The organism is Kitasatospora sp. NPDC001225 (assembly GCF_053597855.1).
Genome location: NZ_JBSFJC010000074.1, coordinates 1 through 21,648 on the forward strand (window position 1 = coordinate 1; position 21,648 = coordinate 21,648).

Here is a 21,648-nt window from a genome sequence, read left to right on the forward strand (position 1 = left end):
GCGGGGCGCGCCCCGGGCGGCGGCGGGCCCGGTGTCGCGCCGGGCGGTTGTCGGCGCACGCGCTTACGATCGCCCGGCACGACCCGTGCTCCCGGACCGGGACCCGTACCGAGAGGTGTGCCATGACCGCAGCGGAAGACCCGATCGGGCTGCTCGCCCGGGCGCTCGCGCAGACCGCCGGGCTGATCGACGGCACCGGCGTCGAGCTGGCCGGCCACCCGACGCCCTGCCGCTCCTGGGACGTCGGCGACCTGGTCAGCCACCTCCTGCACGACCTGCGGCAGTTCACCGTCCGGGCGAAGGGCGGGCAGCCGGACTGGTCGCAGCCCTTCGAACGGGTCGAGGAGGACTGGCTGCACGCCTTCGAGGCCGGGGCGGAGGAGCTGGTCGACGCCTGGCGCGCGGCCGGCGACCTCGGCGGCACCCTGGAGGTCCCCGGCGTCGGCACCCTCCCGGCCCGCTTCCCGGTGGACCAGCAGACCACCGAATTCGCCGTCCACGGCTGGGACTTGGCCCATGCCACCGGCCAGTCCACCGCGGGCCTGGACCACGAGGTCGCGCTCGCCGCGCTCGCCTGGGCGACTGGCGCGCTCAAACCCGAGTACCGGGGCGCCGAGGAGGAGCAGCACGCCTTCGGGCCCGCCGTCGACGTCCCCGAGGACGCCCCGGCGTACGACCGGCTCGCCGCCTTCTTCGGCCGCGACCCGGCGGCCACCTGACGGGGTCGGCGCCTACCGGCGGCTCCAGCGGAACTCGATCTCCGGGTGGCGCGGGGACGGGGCGTCGAGGAGCGGGGCGGGGCGGTCGCGGAGGAAGTGGTCGGCGAAGGCCCGGACGTAGGTGCGGGTGAGTGCGGTGGCGCGGGCGGGCGCGATGGTGCCGAGCAGGGCGGCGTAGAGCTCGGGGGGCAGGTGGCTCGGAAGGTTGCCGGGGACGGCGGCGTGCGGCAGGTCGGTGAAGCTGAAGTGGCCCGCGCCCAGGGTGCGCAGGTGGCGGCCCCAGGCGTGGTGGTGCTCGCGCCAGCGCCGCCAGGTGTCGTGGTCGTCGAGCGAGGTGAGCAGCAGGAACGGCCGGTCCAGCCCGAGTTCCGGGACGGGGGAGCCGAACAGGCCGCCGTCCAGGTCGAGGCCGATCCGGAACCGCGGGTCCTGGCGCAGCGCCTCGGCGGCCGCGGCTCCGCCCATGGAGTGGCCGAGCACGCCGATCCGCGCTTCGTCGACCCGGAACGGCAGCCGGCCGCCGGTCAGTTGGCCGGTCACGAAGCGCAGGTCGCCGACCCGCGCGGCGATCTCCTCGCGCTCGGCGGCGTCCCAGTCCGGCGGCTCCTCCGACAGGACGCTGCGCACCAGCCGGCCGTCCGGGAACTCGACGGCGGCGGCGTCGTAGGTGTGGTCGAGAGCCGCGACGAGGTAGCCGTGCGCGGCCAACTCCTCAGCCAGCGCGGTGCAGTTGCTGCGCCCGCCCTTGCGGCCGTGGCCGAGCAGCAGCAGGGGGAGCGGGCCGGGGTGGGCGGGCGCGCCGGCGCGGGCGGTGGGGCGGACCAGGCCGAGGGTGCCCGGGTCCAGCGGCAGGGCTTGTTCGATCACGGCCGCGACCCGGGGGGTGGTGTACGGCGCGCGGGGCCGGCCGGCGGTGCCGCGCGCCGGGTACCAGAGCTGCACCATCAGCTCGCGCGGGCCGGGCGTGGGCGCGAAGGGGTCGAGCCGGTCGTGGTCGACCAGGTGCAGGCTGACGGTGCCGACCGGCCGGCCGACGGTGGGCGCGGGGAGGTCGATGGTGCGCGGCGGGGCGGTCGGAGCGACCGGCGCGGCGAGGGCGGGCGCGGCGGGCAGCAGGGCGGCGGTCCCGCCCAGGCCCGTGAGGGCGAGCAGTGAACGGCGCCTGATCATGCGTCATCCTTGCCGGCTCGGCGACGGGGCCCGGTCAGCCTAGGTGGTCTGGACCGGTGACGCCAGGGTTCGGAGCGGCGGAGGATCGGCGGCGGGACGGCGGTGGGCCGAACCCGGGCCCCGGGCTCAGGGCTTGGCGCCCTGCCGGGTGGCGGCCTGCTTGATCGCCTCGCGGATGCGCGGGTACGTGCCGCAGCGGCAGATGTTCTGGATCTGGTCGATGTCCGCGTCCGTCGGGTTCGGGGTGCGGCGCAGCAGGGCGACGGCGGTCATGATCTGGCCCGGCTGGCAGAAGCCGCACTGGGCGACGTCGCAGGCGAGCCAGGCCTCCTGGACGGGGTGGAGGACCTCGCCGTCGGCCAGGCCCTCGATGGTGGTGACGGTGTGGCCCGCGCAGTCCTTGACGGAACGGGTGCAGGGCTGGAACTCCTGGCCGTCCAGGTGGCTGGTGCAGGCGCGGCAGACGCCCACCCCGCAGCCGTACTTGGGGCCGGTGACGCCGAGCTTGTCGCGCAGCACCCAGAGCAGGGGCATGTCGTCCGGGGCCTCGACGGTCACGGGCTGCCCGTTGAGGACGAAGGTGTGGCTGGGCATGGGGGTCGCGGTTCCTCGGCTGGCTCGGCTGGTGGTCAGAAGTTGATCGGGAAGGAGCGCGGGCTGGTGCCGGTCGCGCGGGCGTAGGCGTTGGCGACGGCGGCGGAGGCGGCCGGGACGCCCAGCTCGCCCGCGCCGCCGGGCGGTCCGCTCGGCGGCATCAGGTGGATCTCGACCACCGGCGGGGTGTGCCGCTGCCGGGCGTAGTGGAAGTCGCCGTAACTGCCTTCCCGGAAGGCGCCGTTGTCCAGGTGGTTGCCGGCCTGGAGGATCACCGAGATGCCGTCGACCAGCGCGCCGGTGAGCTGGGCCTCCAGGCCGGTGGGGTTGATCACCCGGCCGACGTCGGCGACGACGACGGCCTTGGTGACCCGGGGGTTGGCGCGGTCGGTGGCGTCCAGCTCGACGAGGTAGGCGACGCAGGCGCTGTGCTCGTCGTGGTAGCCGATGCCCTGGGCCTGGCCGGGGGGCATCGGGCGGCCCCAGCCGCCCCGTTTGGCGAGCTCGTCCAGCACCGCCCGCCCGGTGGCGCTGCGCATCCGGTCGCGGCGGAAGGCGAGTTCGTCCTGGCCCATCCGGCGGGCGAGTTCGTCCATCATGATCTCGTCGGAGACCCGGACGGTGCCGGAGTAGACGGAGCGCCAGCTGCCGGTGTGCAGTTCCAGCGGCACCTCGGCGAGCAGCTGGTTGGTCACCCCGACGTCGTACGGGATCTTCTCGGTGAGCAGGAAGAACAGTTCGGCGCCGGTGAGTCCGGCCAGCGGGAGCTTGTAGCCGGCGGCGGTGAACATGTCGCCGAGGCCGTGCCCGAGGTCGGTGCGGACGCCGGCCACGTGGTGCTCCCAGCTGAACACCTGGCCGAGGCCGTAGGTGGCCCGGACGATGTGGTGGCTGGCGGGGCGCATCCGGCCGTGGCGCATGTCGTCGTTGCGGGTCCACATCAGTTTGACCGGGCGGCCGGCGGCTTTGGAGACCTGGGCGGCCTCCAGGGCGGCGTCGAAGAACAGCCGGCGGCCGAACGAGCCGCCGCCGCGTACCACGTGGACGGTGACGGCGTTCGTCGGCAGGCCGAGTTCGGCGGCGATGGTGCCCTGGGCGAGGATCGGGCTCTGCGCGGCGAACCACAGCTCGGCCCGGTTCGGCCGGACGTCGGCGACGGCGGTGAGCACCTCCATCGGGGCGTGGTTGACGAAGGCGAAGTCGAACTCGCCCTCCAGCCGGTGGGAGAGCAGCGGCGGCGGGAGGGACGGCAGGTGGGCGGCGCGCAGCCGGGACCGTACGTCGGCGTCGGACAGGCCGGCGACCGGCCCCGGGTTCCAGGTGGTGCGCAGTGCGTCGCGGGCCTTGAGCGCCTGGTCGAAGGTCTCGGCGAGGACGGCGACGCCGGTCGGGATCTGCACCACCCCGAGGACTCCGGGCATGGCGCGGGCGGCGGAGGCGTCCAGGGACTTGAGGGTGCCGTTGACGGTGGTCGGGCGGGCGACCACGGTGGGCACGGCGCCCGGGACGTCGAGGTCCCCGGCGTACTTGGCGCGGCCGGTGACGATGTCGCGGGCGTCGATCCGGCCGGTCGGCCGGCCGACCAGGCGCAGCTGGTCGGGGGTCTTGGGGAGGGCCGGGACGGCGGGTGCGGCGACGGTGGCCGCCTCGGCGGCGAGGTCGCCGTAGCCGAGCCGGCGGCCGTCGGGGGCGAGGACGGCGGAGTCGGCGGTGCGCAGGGTGGGCGCGGGAACGTTCCATCGCCTGGCGGCGGCGGTCACCAGCCGGGCCCGGGCGGCGGCGGCCGCGGCGCGCACCGGGTCGTACAGCGAGCGGATCGAGTTGGAGCCGCCGGTCAGCTGGTTGAAGAGCAGTTCGGGCCGGGCGTCGGAGAGCGGGACGTCGACGTCGGAGAGCCGGGCGTCGAGCTCCTCGGCGACGATGACGGCGATCGCGGTGGTGAGGCCCTGGCCGACCTCCAGCCGGGGCAGGTGCAGCACGGCGCGTCCGGCGGGGGTGACTTCGAGGACCAGCAGGTGGGCGGTCGGCAGCCCGGCGATGATCATCGCGTCGCCGAGGTCGACGATGTCCGGGATGCCGGGCAGGCCGATCAGCTGCTGGGGGAGGGCGGTCTCGCGGACCGGCACGGCGGCCGCGGCGGGGGACGGGACGGGGCGCGGGGCGGCCTGTGCGGTGGCGGGTGCGACGGCGTCGGCGCCGAGGCGGGCGCCGACGGTGAGGGTGGGCGCGGCCAGCAGGTAGGTGAGGAAGCGCCGGCGGCGGGTGCCCTCCGGGCCCGGGGCGTCCGGGTCGGCCGGAGCGCCGGAGGTGCCCGGGGCGTCCGTGGCAGCAGCCGTACCGTGCGGGTGCCCGGCGTCGCGCGGTCGGCCGTTGGAGTCCGAGGGGGCGAGGGAGGTGCTGATGGGAGGACACCCTTCGGGCCGGAGACGGCGACGGAACGGGCGGGCGGGGCGGCCCCGGGCCGGTGCCGGATCGCGAACGCCGTTGAGCATAAAAGGAGGCTACTGACGGGTCAACACGGTCAAAGTTGGCCCTTGGTCGGCCCGATCACGGTTGTGCGACGGTCGGCGGGAGCGGAGTCGGAGCGGGTACGGACGGCGCTTCGGAGCTGCGGGCGGGGCCGGAGCAGGGCCGCCGGGACGGGCTCGGAGGCGCCAACTGGCGCCCCTCGCACGCGGGTTCAGGGGTCGGTCGACGGTGCGGCGGCAGGGAGAATTGGCCCAGGAAATTCCTTGATCACTGGACCGTTCCACTGGGCCGGTTCTTCCGTAGGCTGGGGGCGCACCCGAACCGGCGGTTGCGAGGACCGACTCCGCGCGCCGCCCGTCCGGGGGCCGCGAACAAGGGTGACGGTCCGTGAGGCGTTTACGGACGCGGGGCGTTGACGGCCCTGGGGCGCGTGCGGGTGACCGCCCGGACGCCTCCGGCCGGTGGCGCCCGCGAACGAGTGAAGGAGGGGCATGCCGTCCGACCGAACCGCCCGTTGGGGCGCCCTGCCGCCCGCCGGGCCCCAGCGGACCCTCGCGGCCGCCCAGTTGGCCGCCGCCGTGGGCGACGGCGCGTACTACACCTGCTCCGCCCTCTACTTCACCCGGGTGGTCGGGATGTCCCCGACCGCCCTCGGGCTCGGCCTCACCCTCGCCTGGGCGCTCGGCTCCCTCGCCGGCGTCCCGCTCGGACACCTCGCCGACCAGCGGGGCCCGCGCCGCACCTCGATGGCGCTCGCGCTCGGCACGGCGGCCGTGGTCGCCGCCTTCCTGGTGATCCGCTCCTACCCGCTGTTCCTGCTCGCGGTCTGCCTCTACGCCACCGCGCAGTCCGGCCTGACCGCCGCCCGGCAGGCGCTGGTCGCCGCCCTGGTGCCGCCCGCGCAGCGGACCGCGCTGCTCGCCCACATCCAGTCGACCCTCAACGGCGGACTGGCCGTCGGCGCGGCGATCGGCGGCATCGCGCTCAGCGTCGGCACCCGCGCCGCCTACCTGGCCGCCTTCGCCGTCACCGCGCTCGGCTTCCTGATCGGCGCGCTGGTCCTGCGGCGGCTGCCCGAAGCCCCGCCCGCGACCGGGCCGTCGGACGCCGGGCCGCGCCTGGCCGTGCTGCGCGACCGCCGGTACGCCGCCGTCACCGCGGTCAACGCCGTCCTGCTGCTGCGGATGCCGCTGCTCAGCCTGATCATCCCGCTCTGGATCGCCGCGCGCGCCCCCGGGATCGGCTGGCTCGGCTCGGCGCTGTTCGTGCTCAACACCCTCGCGGTGCTGGCCTTCCAGGTCCGGGCGGCCCGCGGCATCACCGGACTGGAACCGGCCGCCCGGGCGGTCCGCTCCGCCGGGCTGCTGCTGCTCGGCTCCTGCGCCGTGTTCGGGCTGTCCGCGCTGGACGTGCCGGTCTGGGCGGTCGGCGCGCTGCTGGTCGCCGCCTCCGTCCTGCAGGTGGCCGGGGAGATGCGGCAGTCGGCCGGCAGCTGGCAGATCGCCTTCGACCTCGCCCCGCCCGGGCGGATCGGCCAGTACCAGGGCTTCTTCGGCACCGGCGTCGCCGTCGCCCGCACCCTCGGACCGCTGCTGCTCACCGCGCTGCTGCTGGAGGGGGGCCTGGCCGGCTGGCTGGTCCTGGGCGGGGTGTTCCTCGCGGCGGGGTACGCGATGGGGCCGGTCGCCCGCTGGGCGGCCCGGGACCGCGGTCACGCGGTGTCACCGCCGGCGCCCCCGGTGGTGGCGGGAGCGGCGCCAGGGGCCTGACCGTACGGGACGGGAACCCCCAAGGCGGCCCGGGGAGCGTCCAACGGGACCGGACCGGAAACCCGGTGGCCCCGGGCCGCCGCCCGCTGGCATGCTGGCCGCGTGGACCGACCCCAGATCCAGCTCGACTTCGCCCCCGAGCTGCACCTCTTCGTCTCCGCGCCCCGGCGGGCCGGCCGTACCGCGCTGCGCACCGACGGCGCCTCCACCCTCGGCCACGTCGTCGAGTCCCTGGGGGTGCCGCTCACCGAGGTCGGCGCCCTGCTGGTGGACGGCCGGGCGGTGCCCGACAGCCACGTCCCGGCCGACGGCGAGGAGATCACCGTCCGGGCCGTGGCCAGGCCGCAGCCCTCGCCCGTCCCGGCGCGCTTCCTGCTGGACGTCCACCTCGGCACCCTCGCCCGCCGGCTGCGCCTGCTCGGCGTGGACGCCGCGTACGAGAACCCCGACATCGGCGACGCCGCCCTGGCCGCCCGCTCGGCCGCCGAGCAGCGGATCATGCTCTCCCGCGACCGCGGCCTGCTGCGCCGCCGCGAACTGTGGGCCGGCGCCTACGTCTACAGCCACCGCCCCGCCGAGCAACTGCGCGACGTGCTCTCCCGCTTCGCGCCGCCGCTCGCCCCGTGGAGCCGCTGCACCGCCTGCAACGGCAGGCTGCACCCGGCCACCAAGACCTCGGTGCGCGAGCAGCTGCGGGACGGCACCGAGCGCTCGTACGACGCCTTCGCCCAGTGCGAGGACTGCGGCCAGGCCTACTGGCGCGGCGCCCACCACGCCCGGCTGGAGGCGATCGTCGCCGAGGCGGTGCGCGACTTCGGCCCAGGCCGGGCCGGCGGACCGGGCCAGGAGCCCGGGCCGGTCGGGGAGTTCGGGGAGGTCCACGGGTCCGGGGAGGGCCAGGGCCGGATCGGGGTCGTCTCAGGGTAGCGCGCTCTGGCGGACGGCCCGGCGCCCGTGGTCCCATCGGCGGTGGGGGACGAGACCACGCTACTCACTCGCAGGAGAGAGGCCAGGTCGTCGTATGAGTACTCAGCCAGGGCAACAGCCCTTCCGCACCACGGACACGGGGGACACGGACACCGCGGTGGTGACCATCCCGGTCGGGGCCGAGGCACGCCCGGAGGAAGGCACCCGGAAGGCGACCGTCCGATGAGGCGGGGAGTGCTGCGCCGCCCGCTGGCGGCGCTGGTCGCCGCCGCGGCCGTGCTCGGGCTCTCGGTCGCCCCGGCGGCCGCCGCCGGGCCGTCCGGGCCCGCCGAGCCGCATCTGCGGTCGCGCTACGTGACCATGCCGGACGGGGTCCGCCTCGCCGTCGACGTCTACCTGCCCGAGGGCACCCGGGCCGGCGCCGACCTGCCCACCGTCCTGGTCACCCAGCGCTACTGGCGGGCCAGGGTCAAGGCCGGCCAACCCGGCGGCACCAGTGGCGAGGCCGAGCGGTGGACCGCCCGCGGCTACGCCTACGTGGTCGCCGACCTGCGCGGCACCGGTGCCTCCTTCGGCACCCTCACCTCCGAACTCGGCGCCGACGTGACCGCCGACAGCGGCCCGCTCAGCGACTGGATCGCCGCCCAGCCCTGGTCCAACGGCCGGATCGGCACCACCGGCATCTCCTACGGCGGCGACACCGCGATGCTCGCCACCTCCCTCGGCAACCACCACATCACCGCCGCCGCCCCGATCTCCTACGACTTTGACCCCTACGAGGACCTGGTGCGCCCCGGCGGCCTGCTCATCGAACCCCGGGTCGCCCCGTACGCGCTGCTGCTGCGCATCCTCGACCAGGCCGGCGGCACCACCTGCGAGACGGACGAGGACACCCGGCAGCTCTGCGCGCGCATCGGCCTCACCGGCCTCCAGCCCCGGCCGGTCGACGGGCCCGACGGCCCCGCCCTGCTCGCCGCCGCGCGCGCCGAGCACGCGAACAACGCCAACCTGGTCGAGATGGCGCACTCCGGCGTCCACCGCGACTACCGGGACGGGCCGAAGAGCTGGACGGTCGGCAGCGTCGGCGAGCGGACCGACGCCGTCGAGGCCGGCGGGGTGCCGGTCCTGACCAGGGCCGGCTGGCTCGACGCGGGCACCGCCAACGGGGTGCTCTCCCAGTTCACCGGCCTGTCCAACACCCAGGACGACTGGATCGGCCCGTGGAACCACGGCGCCGGCTGGTTCGCCGACCCGTTCCAGCCCGCCCGCCCGCTCACCGGGCAGGAGCACCAGGAGAACGACCAGCGGGTGCTCGACTTCTTCGACCGCTACGTCCGCGGTGACGCCCGCCCCGACGGCACCCGACGGGTGCACTACTACACCTTCAACGAGGGCGTCTGGCGCACCACCACCCGCTGGCCGGTGCCCGGCACCCGCACCCGGCGGTTCGACCTCGGCGCGGGCCGCTCGCTCACCGACCACCCGCCCACGGGCCGTTCGTCCGTCGACGGGGCGGACGACCGCCGCGGCGGCTCCGACCAGCTGCTCCTCGACCCGACCGCGGGCACCGGCCCGCTGGACCGCTGGAACACCAACCTCAGCGGCGACGAGGTCAGTTACCCCGACCGCGCCGCCGTCGACGCCAAGCTGCTCGGCTACACCACCGCACCGCTGGGCGCCGACACCCGGGTCACCGGCAACGGCAAGGTCACCCTCGACGTCACCGGCCTGGCGGGCTCGGCCCGCGGCGCCCTGCACGTCTACCTGGAGGACGTCGCGCCGGACGGCCGGGTCACCTATCTGACGGAGGGTCAACTCTCGCTGGCCGACCGGGCGGTGGCGGACCGCTCGGACAATCCCGACTGGCGCCGGCTGCGCACGCCGCGCAGCTACGCGGCCGAGGACGCCGAGGACTTCCCGCAGGGCCGCGCGCAGCGCGTCACCATCGACCTCCAGCCCGTCTCGGTGCTGTTCCGGGCCGGTGAGCGGATCCGGCTGACCGTCGCGGCCGCCAACCCCGACTCCTTCCAGCTGCTCCCGGCCGACGGGAAGGCGGGCTACCGGATCGGCTGGGGCGGCGACCGCGGCTCGGCGCTGGAGCTGCCCGTCGTGCGCTGAGGGGTGCGACGCGGGGCACCCGGTCTCGGCCGGGCGCCCCGCGTCGGCACCTCACCTCACGTCGTGTCGCGCCGGGTCACGCGTCCACGACCTCCAGGCCGTACGCGGTCACGGCCTGCCGCAGCCCGCCCGGGTACCCGGCGAGGGCCGGGGTGAACTCCCAGTCCCCGGAGGGCTCGCGGTCGAACCGGCCGAGCCGCATCGCGGTGTTGGTCTCCGCGCCGTCCGCCAGGTGCACCACGGCCGCGTCCTGTCCGGCGCCGGCCTCCAGGATCAGCGCGGGCCCGGCGAACCCGCCCATGGTGGCCCCGGGGTGGTTCTCGGTGTCCGCGGCGGCGATGACCACCAGCCGGTCGACGTCGGCGGGCAGCGCGTCGAAGTCGACCATCAGGCAGGCGTTCGCGTCGCCGTAGCCGGTCACCAGCCGCACCGAACCGTCCGGCGTGGAGCCGTTGTTGTAGAACACCAGGTGGTCGTCGGAGAGCGCCACGTTGCCCCGGCAGACCAGGGCGGCGATGTCGTACTCCTCCTCCCCGGTCCAGTGCAGGAGCAGCCGGGAGGGCTCGGCGGCCACCTCGATCGCGGGCAGTCCGTCCAGGGCGCCGGCCTCGGCGGAGGCCTCGTCCTGGACGGCCGCGAAGACCTCGTGGAAGCCGTGGTGCTTGAGCAGACCGACCAGCTCGGAGCCGTTCAGCAGGGTGATCGGCTTGCCCGCGACGAACTGGTGCGAGCTGGGGCCGAACCTGCTGGTGGTGACCAGGACGGCCTTGGTCGCGGCCTGGTCGTGGCGCAGCGTCCCGTACAGGTCCCGCACCGCGGTGGGCGCCACCGTGTCCCGGTACCGCTTCACCTGCACGATGACGTTGCCGCCGCGGAACGGGTCGGGGTCGATGCCGCGGACGTCCACCCCGCCGTCCCGGGACCGGGCGGTGAGCTCGACCTTCATGCCCATCGCCTCCATCAGCCGGGCGATGAGGCCTTCGAACTCGACCGGGTCCATCGCCAGCAGGAGCTGGAGTTCGCGGACGCGCCGGGCCATCCGGCCGCGGTTGGCGTTGGTGTCGTCGCGGAGGTGACGGAAGAGCGCGCGCTGGGCGCGGCGTTCGTCGGCGTCGGGGTTGCTGAGGCGGTGGAGCTTCCGGCTCCGGGACATGGGCGTGCCCCCTCTTGCATGGTGACGGCTGTTGCAGGCGTCACCGTAGAGGAATCGTGGACGAAGAATTGTCGGGCCGTCACTTCCGCCGCACAATCGAGACCTGGCGCACGGGCACCGGCGTGCGCACGGGCCTCGGGCGGCGCGGGGGCGGCTCGACGGCGGGGGTGCTTCCGGTGGGCGTCCGGACGGCGGACAATCCCCCCAGGAGCCGAGGAGGAGGCCAGCGGTGGAGTTCGAGGTCATGATCGAGACCCCGCAGGGGTCGCGGAACAAGTACGTGATGGACTTCGTGGCGGGCCGGATCCGGCTGGACCGCACCCTCTTCACGGCCACCGCCTACCCCGCCGACTACGGCTACGTCGAGGGCACCCTCGGCGGCGACGGCGAGCCGCTGGACGCCCTGGTGCTCGGCGGCGAGCCGGCCGTCCCCGGCTGCGTGCTCACCTGCCGGGCGGTGGGCGTGTGGGTGATGCGCGACGAACGCGGCCCGGACCAGAAGGTGCTCTGCGTCCCGGCCCACGACCCGCGCTACGCCGACCTGCGGGACATCGGCGACCTGCGCGAGTTCGACCTGCTGGAGATCACCCACTTCTTCCAGGTGTACAAGGACCTGGAGCGCGGCAAGTCCGTCGAGGGCTCGCACTGGGCGGGCCGCGACGCCGCCTACGCGGAGATCGCCGAGTCGCGGGCCCGCGCGGCGGGCACCCGCTTCGCCGACCCGGCGTAGCGGGCGCCCCCCCGGGCCGCCCCGGACCGTCCGCGGACCGTCCCCGGGACGTGCCCGGACGGTCCGTCAGAGCCTGGCGGCGCTCAGGATCGCGCGGACCTCGTCGCCGATCGCGGCCTCGTTCTGCTCGAACTCCGGTGCGGTGAGCCGGTCCGGGTCGGCCGGCAGGCCGTTCAGGACCGGGGTGTGCAGATGGCCGCCGGGGAGGTCCGGGGCGAGGGACAGGCGCAGCCGGTTGGAGCGGTAGGCGACCTCGTTGGAGAGGTACCCGCCGCCGCCACCGGAGACCGCGCGGGAGCCGGGGGTGGGGCCGTCCGGCCGGAAGACCGGCCCGGTGGCGCCCGCCGGGATCTCGGTGACGAAGGTGTCGAGCAGCACCGGGAAGGGCTGCTGGACGGCCCGCATGGCGTCGGTCGGCAGGGTGGTGCGGACGAACTGCGGCCCGGGGGCCAGCCCCGGGGCGTCCACCGGGTGCTGGGAGGTGCCGCCGGAGAGCGCGGCCACGTTGTCGGTGGCCGGGTCGGCGGAGCGGGCGCGCCCGGCCCACTCCTCCAGGGTGAACTTGCCCGGGTAGCCCTGGCTGATGCTGGTGATCAGGTCGGCGGACTGCCGGCCCGGCCGCAGGTGCGGGGTGAAGGCGCGCTCCACGATGCCCTTGTCGAAGTCCCCGTAGCGCACCGGCAGGACGACCGCCCGGACCTCGGCGGTGCTGCCGTCGGCGAGGGTGATCCGCTGCCCGTGCAGCTGCAGGACGGCGGACCCGGAGGGGTTGGCGCGGCGCGCCTCGGCGTCCAGGCCGAACGGGTCGAAGCCGCTGACGAAGATCCGCCGGACGCCGGGGGCGGCGCTGAAACCGTCGTCCAGGCCGCGCGAGGCGTCCTCGAAACGGGCCCGCAGCGCGGCGTGGTCGACGTCGAACCGGGGCTGCCAGCGGGCGAGCTGGACGGTCATGGCGAGCCTGGTCCAGTACAGCGGGCGGTCGTCCCGGGCGGGCAGTTCGCCGCTCGGCCGCCGGCCCTGGGCGCGGTCCACGCCCGCCTGCCAGAGCGTCCGGCCCCAGGTGTCGGCCACCCGCTCGGCCTGCCGGGCGTTGCGGGCGGCACACAGCGCGGAGGGGAAGCCGCCGAGCAGCTCGCCCAGGCCGGAGCGCTCGGTGAAGCCGGCCGTGCGGGCGTCCTGGAGGCGGGCCTGCTCGGCGTCCAGCGGCACCGTGGCGGAGGTGCGGCAGCCGGCCGGGGCGGCCTGGGCGGCGGCCGGGGCCAGCAGGGCGACGAGGGTGCCGGCGAGCGCGGCGGCCAGTCCGGCGGTGCGGCGTAGACATGTCATGTGCGCTGACAATAGGTCCGGACCTGACGGCCCGCCAGAGTGCCGACCCGGCGCGCCGTACGCCGGTCCAAGGGCCGCCGGACCGGCCCGTCCGGTACCGGGAGGCGCCGCCGCGGGCCCCTCGGGCGGCGTTCCGCCGCTGGTGGGACGGCGTTCCGGCCCGGACGGAAAGCCGGCGGTTCGACCGGGAACCGCCGCGAGTTCTACAGCGTTGTCGTGGTCGAACAGCGGTACTCGTACGGTGGTGGAGGAAGTTCCATGAGCGTGGCCCTGACGAAGGGTGGCAACGTCTCCCTGGGCAAGCAGGCCCCCGGGGTGCGGGTGGTGCGGGTGGGCCTGGGCTGGACGGCCGGTGACGGGTACGACCTGGACGCCAGCGCGCTGCTCTGCGGGGCGGACGGGAAGGTCGCCTCGGACCAGCACTTCGTCTTCTTCAACAACCTGCGGAGCCCGGACGGCTCGGTCCGCCACCTGGGCGGGGCCGGCGGCGGCGCCGACCGCGAGCAGGTCGAGGTCCGGCTCGCGGAGGTCCCCGCCGGGGTGGAGAAGGTCGTCTTCGCGGTGGCGATCTACGACGCGGCGCAGCGGCGGCAGTCCTTCGGGCAGGTCCGCGGCGCCCACATCCGGGTCGTCGACCCGGACAGCGGCACCGAGGTGGCCCGGTACGACGTGGCGTCGGAGGCCGGCAGCGAGACGGCGATGGTGTTCGGCGAGCTGTACCGGCACGGCGCGGACTGGAAGTTCCGGGCGGTCGGGCAGGGGTACGCCGATGGGCTCGCGGGCATTGCCACCGACTTCGGGGTGGACGTCCTGCAGCCGGCGCCCGCCGCCGCCCCGCCCGCCCCGGTGAAGCCGCCGGTCGTGCCGCCCGCCCCGCCCGTGGCTCCGCCCGCCGTGCCGCCGGCGCCGGTCGCGGCCCCGATGCCGGCCGTGCTGCCCGCCGCCGCGCCCGCCGTTCCGATGACCCGGCAAGGACCAGGGAGTTACCCCGTGACGTGTTTCTTCGACCCCTCGCACGGCGCCGGCACCACGGCGGTGTACTGGTCGCCGCAGTGGGGCGTGCCGCGCCAGATCGAGGCCTGCGTGGCCTGCGCCCAGCGGGTGCAGACCAACGTCCCGCCGTTCTACACCCCGGCGCAGGCGGGCTACCCGCAGCCGGTCCAGCAGGGCCAGCCGCCGCAGGTGCCCGGCCAGCAGGCCCAGGGCGGACGACGCTTCGGCACCGGCGCGCTGATCGGCGCCGGCGCGGCCGGCCTGGTCGGCGGCGCGCTGCTGAACGAGGCCTTCGACGACGACCCGCAGGTGGTCGTCAACAACTACTACGAGGACGACGGCTTCTTCTAAACCGTCTTCTGAACCGTCAGGTCGCGGCCGCGGCGAGGGCCGCCTGGGGAGCCCCCCGGCGGCCCCCGCCGTCGGCCGGATGATGTCGGAGCGTCGTTCCGGCCTTCCAGGGCCCTCGCCGCGCCCGGCGGCCGCACAACGCTTCGGCGCTGTGCGGCCGTTCGCGTTCCTAGCCGCCCTGCCGCCGGTACGCCCCGGCGCGGGCCGCCGCCTCGGCTGCCTCCGCCGCGCGGTCCGCGGCCGCCTCGTCCAGCGGCTCGGCGGTGGTGAGCATCCGGTAGTAGAGCGGCGCCGAGACCGCCCGGACGACCTCGAACCCGTCGGTGTCCGGCGGGAGTTCGCCGCGCTCGACGGCCGCGGCGACGCACGGCGCCCATTCCTCGACCCGGCGCCGGTAGAAGTGCCGCAGGGCCTCGGCCGCGTCCGGGTCGCAGGTCGCCGCCACGATGACGGCGCGGAACAGCGCGCCCTGCCGGGGGTCGGCCAGGGTGCGCTGGACGAGCCGGGCGTTGGCCCGGAGGTCCCCGGCGAGGGAGCCGCTGTCGGTGCGCGGCAGCGACTGCTCGGCCATGTCCGCGAGCAGGTCGGCGACCAGCGCGGTGGTGCTGCCCCAGCGGCGGTAGACGGTGGTGCGGCCGACCTCGGCCCGCTGGGCGATGTCGCCGAGGTCGAGGCCGCTGAAGCCGCGCTCGACCAGGGCGTCCTCGGCGGCGCGCAGGACGGCGGCGCGGACCCGGGCGGTCCGGCCGCCGGGGCGGACCGTGCCGGGCGTGGAGGGCTCGACGGCCATTAACGGGATTCCTGTTCCATTAGACGGGTGGACTCTGCTAGGTTCAGAGCATCCTAACGGAACAGCGGTCCCATTAGGGGCTTCGAGGGGAGAAATCCGCCATGACCATCGCCACCGACATGGAGTACCGCCGGCTCGGCGGGTCCGGACTCAAGGTGCCCGCGCTCAGTCTCGGCACCGGCACCTTCGGCGGGCGCGGCCCGCTGTTCGGCGCCTGGGGCACCACCGACGTCCAGGAGGCCCGCCGGCTCCTCGACATCTCCATCGACGCCGGGGTCACCCTCTTCGACACCGCCGACGTCTACTCCGACGGCGCCTCCGAGGAGGTGCTCGGTCAGGCGGTCCGCGGCCGCCGCGACCAGGTGCTGATCTCCACCAAGGCCGGACTGCCCACCGGCGACGGCCCGCAGGACGCCGGCACCTCCCGCGCCCGGCTGGTCCGGAGCGTCGACGACGCGCTGCGCCGCCTCGGCACCGACTATCTGGACCTGTTTCAGCTGCACGCTTACGACGCCGGCACCCCGATCGAGGAGGTGCTCGCCACCCTGGAGGACCTGGTCCGGGCCGGCAAGATCCGCTACACCGGCGTCTCCAACTTCTCCGGCTGGCAGCTGATGAAGTCCCTCGCCCTCGCCGATCGGCACGGCCGCCCCCGGTACGCCGCCCACCAGGTCTACTACTCGCTCGTCGGCCGCGACTACGAGTGGGAACTGATGCCGCTCGCACAGGAGGAAGGCGTCGGCGCCCTGGTCTGGAGCCCGCTCGGCTGGGGCCGGCTCACGGGGAAGATCCGCCGCGGGCAGCCGCTCCCGGACGGCAGCCGGCTGCACGACACCGCCGACTACGGCCCGCCGGTGGAGGACGAGCTGCTGTACCGGGTGGTCGACGCGCTGATCGAGGTCGCCGCCGAGACCGAACGCACCGTCCCCCAGGTGGCGATCAACTGGCTGCTGCGCCGTCCGACCGTCTCCTCGGTCATCATCGGCGCCCGCAACGAGGAGCAGCTGCGCCAGAACCTCGGCGCGGTCGGCTGGTCCCTGACGGAGGAGCAGGTGGCCCGGCTGGACGCGGCGAGCGCCCGCACCGCGCCGTACCCGTACTTCCCGTACCGGCGGCAGGAGGCGTTCGCCCGGCTCAACCCGCCCCTGGCGGGCTGAGGCGCGCAGGGAGGGACGGGGAGGGGCGTGGCGACCAGCGGAGGCGAGGGAGGCCCGAGCGGCGTGGGCCCCGGCCCGGGAGATGTCCGGGCCGGGGCCGGACCGGCTGTCGCGGGGCGGCGGTCGGCCCCGTGCCGGTGGACTCCGCGTCGGCGCCGCTACCGCTACCGCTGGTGCCAGGCGGCGAGGAGTTCGGCCTCCCGCTCGGGGTCGAGGGTGCCCGGCACGCGCTCGAACGGCTGGATGTCGCGGGCGCTGTCGGCCACCGGCCGGAGGGCGAGGCCGGTGGCGAGGGCGGCCGCCGGGTCGGCGGTGCTGGTGGCGCGGCTCTCCGGGTCGGCGGGCCAGAGCGGGAGGGCGCGCTCCTGGACGCCGGCGGCCCGGAGGAAGTCCTCGTCGACCCAGGTGAGGGTGGTGCCGGGCGGGGCGACCGCCGCGGCGACGGCGTCGAGCAGGTCGCCGATGCCGAACGGCGGGGGAGTGGCGGCGTGGTAGGCGCCGGAGGCGCCCCGCGCCAGCAGGGCGAGCATCCAGGCGGCGAGGTCGCGGACGTCGACCACCTGGAGCGGCGCGTCCGGCCGGCCCGGGGCGAGCACCTCGCCGCCCCGGGTGAGGCGCTCCACCCAGTAGTCGAAGCGGTGGGTGTAGTCGCGGGGGCCGATCACGTACGTCGGGCGGACCAGCAGGGTCTCCGGGCCGAAGGCCTGCCGGGCGGCGCGCTCGCACTGGACCTTGAGGACGCCGTAGGTCCCGGCGGTGATCTCCTCGGCCTCCGGGCCGTCGGCGGGGAGCAGGGCGGAGTCCTCGGCGTAGCCCGGGGCGGCCGGGACGTCGTACACCGAGAGCGAGGAGACCAGCAGGTAGCGCCCGGCGGCGCCGGGGTCGAGGGCGGCCGCCAACTCCCGTACCTGGCGCGGGTAGTAGGCGCAGAGGTCGACGGTGGCGTCCCAGTGCCGGCCGCGCAGCGCGGACAGGTCGGCGTCGCGGTCGGCGATCAGGTGGGTGGCGTCCGGGAGGAGTCCGGCGCCGGAGCGGCCCCGGTGCACCACCGTGACCTCGTGCCCGGCGGCCAGTGCCGCCTCGGCGAAGTGGAATCCGATGAAGCGGGTGCCGCCGATGACCAGAATGCGCATTCGGACATCGTGCCAGTCCGCCCCGGGGCGGGGCCAGCCGGTGGCCGGTTGTTGCCCAAGTTGTGGGTGGGGTGGGTGAGTCGGGGCCCGGTGTGGACGGTTCCGGGGGGAAGAGTGTTCGACGGTCAACGGTGCGGTACGGTGACGGCCGGGGGCGGCGGGCCGCAGCAGGCGGATCGGCGCTGGTCAACGGCTCGACGGCCGGGGCCGGATGAGCAGCCGTGACGGCCTCGTAACGTCTGATCTCCTGTCAAAGTTCCTTGTTTCCCGGCGAACTTGTGTGAAGTCCCTTTAAGCTCCCGTTAACAATGGCGGCTTTCCGCCACTCGCGAACTCGCTCCCGAGGTCGGGCGGCAGGCCCAACTGGATGATGAGAGCAGGGATGACGACGACAAATGATCGAACCGTCGGTGCCGCGCGCGGCTCCGGCGGGCGGCGGACGGGTCCACTCGGCCGCCGCGCCGCGGGCCTTCGCACCGCGGGCGGCGCGGTGACGCTGGCCGTACTGGCCGGTTCCTGGTCCCTGGCGGCGGCCCCGCCGGCCTTCCCCCAGACCGGCGACGGCACGGTGGCGGTCCACGTGATCCGGGCCGTGGACACCGACGGTGTGTGGACGCCCGGGCTGGAATCGGGCATGGCGGGCGTGAAGGTGACGCTCACCGACGAGGCCGGGGTCGCCATCGAGGGCACCACGGCGGCGGACGGCACGGTGACGCTGGCGCCGGCCGCGAGCAAGCTGACCGGCGGCAAGTACCGCGTCCAGGTGGTGAACCCGAAGCCGGGCGTGCTCTACCCGGCCTTCGCCTCCCGCGAGGGTCTGGACGGCGGGCCGAACAAGCTGAGCTCCAACGAGGAGTTCGTCGACCTCTCCGGCGGCAAGAAGGTGGAGATCACCACGGGGCTCTGGAGCCCGGGTGACTACTGCCAGAAGAACGCGCCGCTGGTGTCGACCTGTCAGAACCCGCCCCAGGACGGGGCCGCCCAGCACACGCTGGTGTCCTTCCCGTACGAGTCCCGGGGCACGGCCGGCACCGGCTTCACCCTGACCGACGTGGCCACGGCCGGGCAGACCGGCAACCTGTACGGCATCGCCTGGAACAAGGCCGACAAGCGGGTGTTCTCCTCGGCCCAGGCCAAGCGGACCACCGCCTACGGCCCCGGCGGCCCCGGCGGGATCTACGTCACCGACTGGGCGACGAAGAAGACCACGCTGTTCGCCACCGTCCCGGACGCGGGCACCACCCCGCACGGCCCGGGCAACGACGACGGCTTCCTGGCCCCGGTGGGCAAGGAGAGCCTCGGCGGCATCAAGATCACCGACGACGGCAAGGACCTCTTCGTCGTCAACCTGAACGACCGCAAGCTCTACCGCTACGACGCCACCGCGGCGACGGCGGCCGCGCCCAAGGCCGCCTACGCCATCCCGGACCCGGGCTGCCCGGCGCCGGGGGACTGGCGTCCGTACGGCCTCGGCATCCAGGACGGCACCGGCTTCCTCGGCGGCGTCTGCTCGGGCGAGTCCACCGGCAAGGCCACGGACCTGCGCGCCGTGGTGCTGCCGTTCGACCTGTCCACCGGCGCGTTCAAGCCGGCCGTGCTGAACCAGCCGCTCGACTACCCGCGCGGCACCACGGTCGGCGGCCCGTGCCCGGGCACCGCCTGGTTCCCGTGGCAGGACACCTTCCCGACCACCCAGAACGGCCAGGCCTGCGGGGCCAACTACCTGGCCAACCCCGAGCCGGCGGTCGCCGAGATCGCCTTCGAGACCGACGGCTCGATGCTGCTCGCCTTCCGGGACCGCTTCGGCGACCAGTCGGCGGCCAGCCCGACGGGCAGCGCGATGTCCAAGGTCCTGCCCGGCGGCGACCTCCTCAAGGCCTGCCCGGAGAACGGCACGTACGTGCTGGACACCAACCTGGGCTGCGGGTCCAAGGCCCGGGGCCAGCGGTTCTTCGACAACGCCCGGATCGGCCACAACAACCCGGCCAACGCCGGGATGGCGTTCTCGAAGGTCGAGGACTCCATCGTGACCTCGGGCTACGACAGCGACAGCCAGGCCTTCGGTTACGGCAGCGCCTTCCAGAAGCGCGACGGCAAGGCGGACGGCGGCGTGCGGCTCAACGCGGGCCCGGGCATCCCGCCGTTCGGCAAGGGCGCCGCGATGGGCGACCTGGAGGTGCTCTGCGACCAGGCACCGCTCCAGATCGGCAACCGGGTCTGGTACGACCCCGAGCGCAGCGGCCTCCAACTGCCGGGCCAGAAGCCGGTTCCGGGTGCCACCGTCCACCTGTACGACGAGTCGGGGAAGCTCGTCGGCACCACCAAGACGACCAAGCGCGGCGAGTACTACTTCGACGACAGCAACGTCGACGGCGGCCTCAAGCCGAGGACCAAGTACACGATCAAGCTGGACAACCCGGCGGACTACGCCAAGGACGGCCCCCTCTTCCAGTGGGTGCCGACCGACCACGACGTCGGTGACAACCACTTCATCGACTCCAAGGGCATCGTTCCGAAGGACGGCAAGTTCCCGGAGCGGGCGCTGACCACCGGCGGCCCCGGCGAGAACGACCACACCTACGACTTCGGCTTCCGGCTCCAGGAGGGCGCGCTGCGCCTGGTCAAGCACGACCAGGACGGCAAGCCGCTGGCCGGCGCCAAGTTCCAGCTGTGGCACGAGACCAACGGGACCGACGGGCTCCAGCCGACCGGCGACAAGCCCGACACCAAGGTCGGTGAGCCCTGCACGACCGGCGCCGACGGCATCTGCCAGGGCACCGGCGTGCCGGGGACGTACTACTGGCAGGAGCTGAGCCCGCCGGACGGCTACGCGGCGCCGGAGGTCACCGTCTTCGGTCCGCTGAAGCTGACCTCGGCGAACCTCGACGCCGGTGTGGAGGTGACGGCCGTCAACAAGCTGATCCCGACGCCGACACCGACGCCCACCCCGACCGAGACGCCGATCCCGGCGCCGACGACGGCGGCCCCGGTGCCGCCGGCCCCGGCGCCTCCGGCGTCCGGGCACCTGCCCAACACCGGTGCGGGTGAAGGGATGCCGATCGTGTTGACCAGCGCGGCGGCGCTGATCGCCCTCGGCACCGCCACGGTGCTGGTGGCCCGCAGGCGCAAGGCCGCCCAGCGCGGATAGGGCCTGACGGGGTGTTCGTACCGGGCCCGGTGCGGGGAGACCGGCACCGGGCCCGAATCGGGCGGGTTCGTGGGACCGTTGGTCCCCGGGCCCGCCCGACTGTCGTGTCCGACCGAGGAGAGGGAGCGGCTGCATGCCCCGCAAGACGAAGGCCGACGGCCGCGGGCCCCGGCGGTCCCACTGGCTCAAGGCCCTGATCGCGATCGTGGTGTGCGGCGCCGCGGCGGGCGGCGTGGCCGTCTACCGGACGGTCTCCGACGAGGCCGTCGAACGCCCGGTGACCACCGACGAGGCCGGCCGGCTCGCCCTGTCGCGGCTGAACCTCTACCAGGCGAGCCCGGTGGCGGTGACGCTCACCGCCGAGGAGGGCGGGGGCGTCACCATCCGGGTCGACGGGGTCGTCGACTACCGCAACCACCGGGGGGTCGGCCGCTACCGGACCACCGGCGCGAGCGGGGCGCTGGACCACGGCCTGATCGTCTGGGACACCGGCGGCCTCGGGCTGGCCCCCGACCAGGCCGGCACCGCCCCCGCCACCGACGCCCCGGCCTGGGAGCAGGCCGAGCGCATCCCGCGCCAGGGCTGGTCGCCGCGCACCTACACGGCGGATCCGCTGGACGCCGGACTGAACCTGCTGGTCCAGCTCGGCGCGGACCGCCCCGACAACCCGCTGCTGCTCGCCCAGTCCGGGGCCCGCTGGCTGGGCCGGGACCGGATCGACGGCAAGGGCTACGACCGCTTCGCCGGTCCGCGCGCCCAGGGGGCCGCGCCCGACGGCGCCCGTTCGCCGCTGACCTACTGGGTCGACGGCGACGGCGGGCTGCGCCGGGTGACGATGCGGATGCCGGGGCTGGGCACCCCCACCACCGTCGAACTCGCCGGACGGCAGCCGGACGCCAAGCTGCCCGAGGCCCCGTGGCTCACCGGCTGACCGGCGCACCGGTCGGTCGGCTGACCGGTTGACCGGGCGACCAGGCCGGCCCGGTACGGCCGGAAGCCGCAGGGCAGGGCGGTCAGCCGTACAAAAATCGTTGGTGAGGCAGCAATAGCTTCATCATCTTCCGTTCACCCGGACCCGGCTGCCAGCATCGGCGCACCGTC

The 21,648-nt window shown here is 75.1% G+C and carries 15 protein-coding genes and 1 pseudogene; 9 read left to right on the top strand and 7 right to left on the bottom strand.

Features of this window, described 5'->3' with window-relative positions:
- The first annotated feature begins 122 nt into the window (after positions 1-122).
- On the top strand, positions 123-719 hold the full coding sequence (locus ACWDCZ_RS23990) for a TIGR03086 family metal-binding protein (protein WP_449816913.1): 597 nt from the start codon (positions 123-125) through the stop codon (positions 717-719).
- A 12-nt stretch (positions 720-731) separates the two neighbouring features.
- Here the strand turns inward: ACWDCZ_RS23990 and ACWDCZ_RS23995 are convergent, their stop codons facing one another.
- The 3 genes from ACWDCZ_RS23995 to ACWDCZ_RS24005 form a co-directional block, all read right to left on the bottom strand.
- Positions 732-1,889, bottom strand: a complete 1,158-nt coding sequence (locus ACWDCZ_RS23995) for an alpha/beta hydrolase (protein WP_449816914.1) — start codon at positions 1,887-1,889, stop codon at positions 732-734.
- 126 nt (positions 1,890-2,015) lie between these two features.
- Complete coding sequence (locus ACWDCZ_RS24000) at positions 2,016-2,483, bottom strand: (2Fe-2S)-binding protein (protein ID WP_049652133.1); 468 nt, start codon at positions 2,481-2,483, stop codon at positions 2,016-2,018.
- Between the two features lie 35 nt (positions 2,484-2,518).
- Positions 2,519-4,975, bottom strand: coding sequence for a molybdopterin cofactor-binding domain-containing protein (locus ACWDCZ_RS24005; protein WP_449816915.1), 2,457 nt, complete (start codon positions 4,973-4,975; stop codon positions 2,519-2,521).
- A gap of 468 nt (positions 4,976-5,443) precedes the next feature.
- On the opposite strand from ACWDCZ_RS24005, the gene ACWDCZ_RS24010 reads away from it, so the two are divergent.
- From ACWDCZ_RS24010 to ACWDCZ_RS24020, 3 genes are all read left to right on the top strand, one after another.
- Positions 5,444-6,721 carry an MFS transporter gene (locus ACWDCZ_RS24010; RefSeq protein ID WP_074005760.1) on the top strand — a complete coding sequence of 426 codons (1,278 nt, stop codon included), beginning with the start codon at positions 5,444-5,446 and terminating at the stop codon, positions 6,719-6,721.
- A 102-nt stretch (positions 6,722-6,823) separates the two neighbouring features.
- Complete coding sequence (locus ACWDCZ_RS24015) at positions 6,824-7,648, top strand: Mut7-C RNAse domain-containing protein (RefSeq protein WP_082345763.1); 825 nt, start codon at positions 6,824-6,826, stop codon at positions 7,646-7,648.
- A gap of 222 nt (positions 7,649-7,870) precedes the next feature.
- Positions 7,871-9,766, top strand: coding sequence for a CocE/NonD family hydrolase (locus tag ACWDCZ_RS24020; protein WP_074005759.1), 1,896 nt, complete (start codon positions 7,871-7,873; stop codon positions 9,764-9,766).
- Between the two features lie 76 nt (positions 9,767-9,842).
- On the opposite strand, the gene ACWDCZ_RS24025 is transcribed toward ACWDCZ_RS24020, so the two are convergent.
- Complete coding sequence (locus ACWDCZ_RS24025; protein ID WP_049652136.1) at positions 9,843-10,919, bottom strand: restriction endonuclease; 1,077 nt, start codon at positions 10,917-10,919, stop codon at positions 9,843-9,845.
- A gap of 229 nt (positions 10,920-11,148) precedes the next feature.
- Here ACWDCZ_RS24025 and ACWDCZ_RS24030 point away from each other — a divergent pair, with 229 nt between their 5' ends.
- The gene (locus ACWDCZ_RS24030; RefSeq protein ID WP_049652137.1) at positions 11,149-11,649 is read left to right on the top strand and encodes an inorganic diphosphatase; all 501 of its coding nucleotides are present in this window, start codon (positions 11,149-11,151) and stop codon (positions 11,647-11,649) included.
- Positions 11,650-11,715: 66 nt separating this feature from the next.
- Here the strand turns inward: ACWDCZ_RS24030 and ACWDCZ_RS24035 are convergent, their stop codons facing one another.
- Positions 11,716-12,975, bottom strand: a complete 1,260-nt coding sequence (locus ACWDCZ_RS24035; protein WP_449816916.1) for a pyroglutamyl peptidase — start codon at positions 12,973-12,975, stop codon at positions 11,716-11,718.
- A gap of 258 nt (positions 12,976-13,233) precedes the next feature.
- On the opposite strand from ACWDCZ_RS24035, the pseudogene ACWDCZ_RS24040 reads away from it, so the two are divergent.
- Positions 13,234-13,785 (top strand): annotated as a pseudogene (locus tag ACWDCZ_RS24040) (TerD family protein); the annotation flags it as partial.
- A 703-nt stretch (positions 13,786-14,488) separates the two neighbouring features.
- On the opposite strand, the gene ACWDCZ_RS24045 reads toward ACWDCZ_RS24040, so the two are convergent.
- On the bottom strand, positions 14,489-15,109 hold the full coding sequence (locus ACWDCZ_RS24045) for a TetR/AcrR family transcriptional regulator (protein WP_380741476.1): 621 nt from the start codon (positions 15,107-15,109) through the stop codon (positions 14,489-14,491).
- A 119-nt stretch (positions 15,110-15,228) separates the two neighbouring features.
- Here ACWDCZ_RS24045 and ACWDCZ_RS24050 point away from each other — a divergent pair, with 119 nt between their 5' ends.
- Positions 15,229-16,266 carry an aldo/keto reductase gene (locus ACWDCZ_RS24050; protein WP_449816929.1) on the top strand — a complete coding sequence of 346 codons (1,038 nt, stop codon included), beginning with the start codon at positions 15,229-15,231 and terminating at the stop codon, positions 16,264-16,266.
- Positions 16,267-16,430: 164 nt separating this feature from the next.
- Here ACWDCZ_RS24050 and ACWDCZ_RS24055 read toward each other — a convergent pair whose 3' ends face one another.
- The gene (locus tag ACWDCZ_RS24055) at positions 16,431-17,399 is read right to left on the bottom strand and encodes an NAD-dependent epimerase/dehydratase family protein (RefSeq protein WP_449816917.1); all 969 of its coding nucleotides are present in this window, start codon (positions 17,397-17,399) and stop codon (positions 16,431-16,433) included.
- 382 nt (positions 17,400-17,781) lie between these two features.
- Here ACWDCZ_RS24055 and ACWDCZ_RS24060 point away from each other — a divergent pair, with 382 nt between their 5' ends.
- Both ACWDCZ_RS24060 and ACWDCZ_RS24065 read left to right on the top strand, forming a co-directional pair.
- On the top strand, positions 17,782-20,547 hold the full coding sequence (locus tag ACWDCZ_RS24060; RefSeq protein ID WP_449816918.1) for an SdrD B-like domain-containing protein: 2,766 nt from the start codon (positions 17,782-17,784) through the stop codon (positions 20,545-20,547).
- A gap of 133 nt (positions 20,548-20,680) precedes the next feature.
- On the top strand, positions 20,681-21,478 hold the full coding sequence (locus ACWDCZ_RS24065) for a hypothetical protein (RefSeq protein WP_049654642.1): 798 nt from the start codon (positions 20,681-20,683) through the stop codon (positions 21,476-21,478).
- Positions 21,479-21,648 lie beyond the last annotated feature (170 nt).

Coding starts and splice junctions, on each gene's coding strand:
- ACWDCZ_RS23990 (WP_449816913.1), top strand. CDS start 123: ATGACCGCAGCGGAAGACCCGATCGGGCTGCTCGCCCGGGCGCTCGCG.
- ACWDCZ_RS23995 (WP_449816914.1), bottom strand. CDS start 1,889: ATGATCAGGCGCCGTTCACTGCTCGCCCTCACGGGCCTGGGCGGGACC.
- ACWDCZ_RS24000 (WP_049652133.1), bottom strand. CDS start 2,483: ATGCCCAGCCACACCTTCGTCCTCAACGGGCAGCCCGTGACCGTCGAG.
- ACWDCZ_RS24005 (WP_449816915.1), bottom strand. CDS start 4,975: ATGCTCAACGGCGTTCGCGATCCGGCACCGGCCCGGGGCCGCCCCGCC.
- ACWDCZ_RS24010 (WP_074005760.1), top strand. CDS start 5,444: ATGCCGTCCGACCGAACCGCCCGTTGGGGCGCCCTGCCGCCCGCCGGG.
- ACWDCZ_RS24020 (WP_074005759.1), top strand. CDS start 7,871: ATGAGGCGGGGAGTGCTGCGCCGCCCGCTGGCGGCGCTGGTCGCCGCC.
- ACWDCZ_RS24025 (WP_049652136.1), bottom strand. CDS start 10,919: ATGTCCCGGAGCCGGAAGCTCCACCGCCTCAGCAACCCCGACGCCGAC.
- ACWDCZ_RS24035 (WP_449816916.1), bottom strand. CDS start 12,975: ATGACATGTCTACGCCGCACCGCCGGACTGGCCGCCGCGCTCGCCGGC.
- ACWDCZ_RS24045 (WP_380741476.1), bottom strand. CDS start 15,109: ATGGCCGTCGAGCCCTCCACGCCCGGCACGGTCCGCCCCGGCGGCCGG.
- ACWDCZ_RS24050 (WP_449816929.1), top strand. CDS start 15,229: ATGGAGTACCGCCGGCTCGGCGGGTCCGGACTCAAGGTGCCCGCGCTC.
- ACWDCZ_RS24055 (WP_449816917.1), bottom strand. CDS start 17,399: ATGCGCATTCTGGTCATCGGCGGCACCCGCTTCATCGGATTCCACTTC.
- ACWDCZ_RS24060 (WP_449816918.1), top strand. CDS start 17,782: ATGACGACGACAAATGATCGAACCGTCGGTGCCGCGCGCGGCTCCGGC.
- ACWDCZ_RS24065 (WP_049654642.1), top strand. CDS start 20,681: ATGCCCCGCAAGACGAAGGCCGACGGCCGCGGGCCCCGGCGGTCCCAC.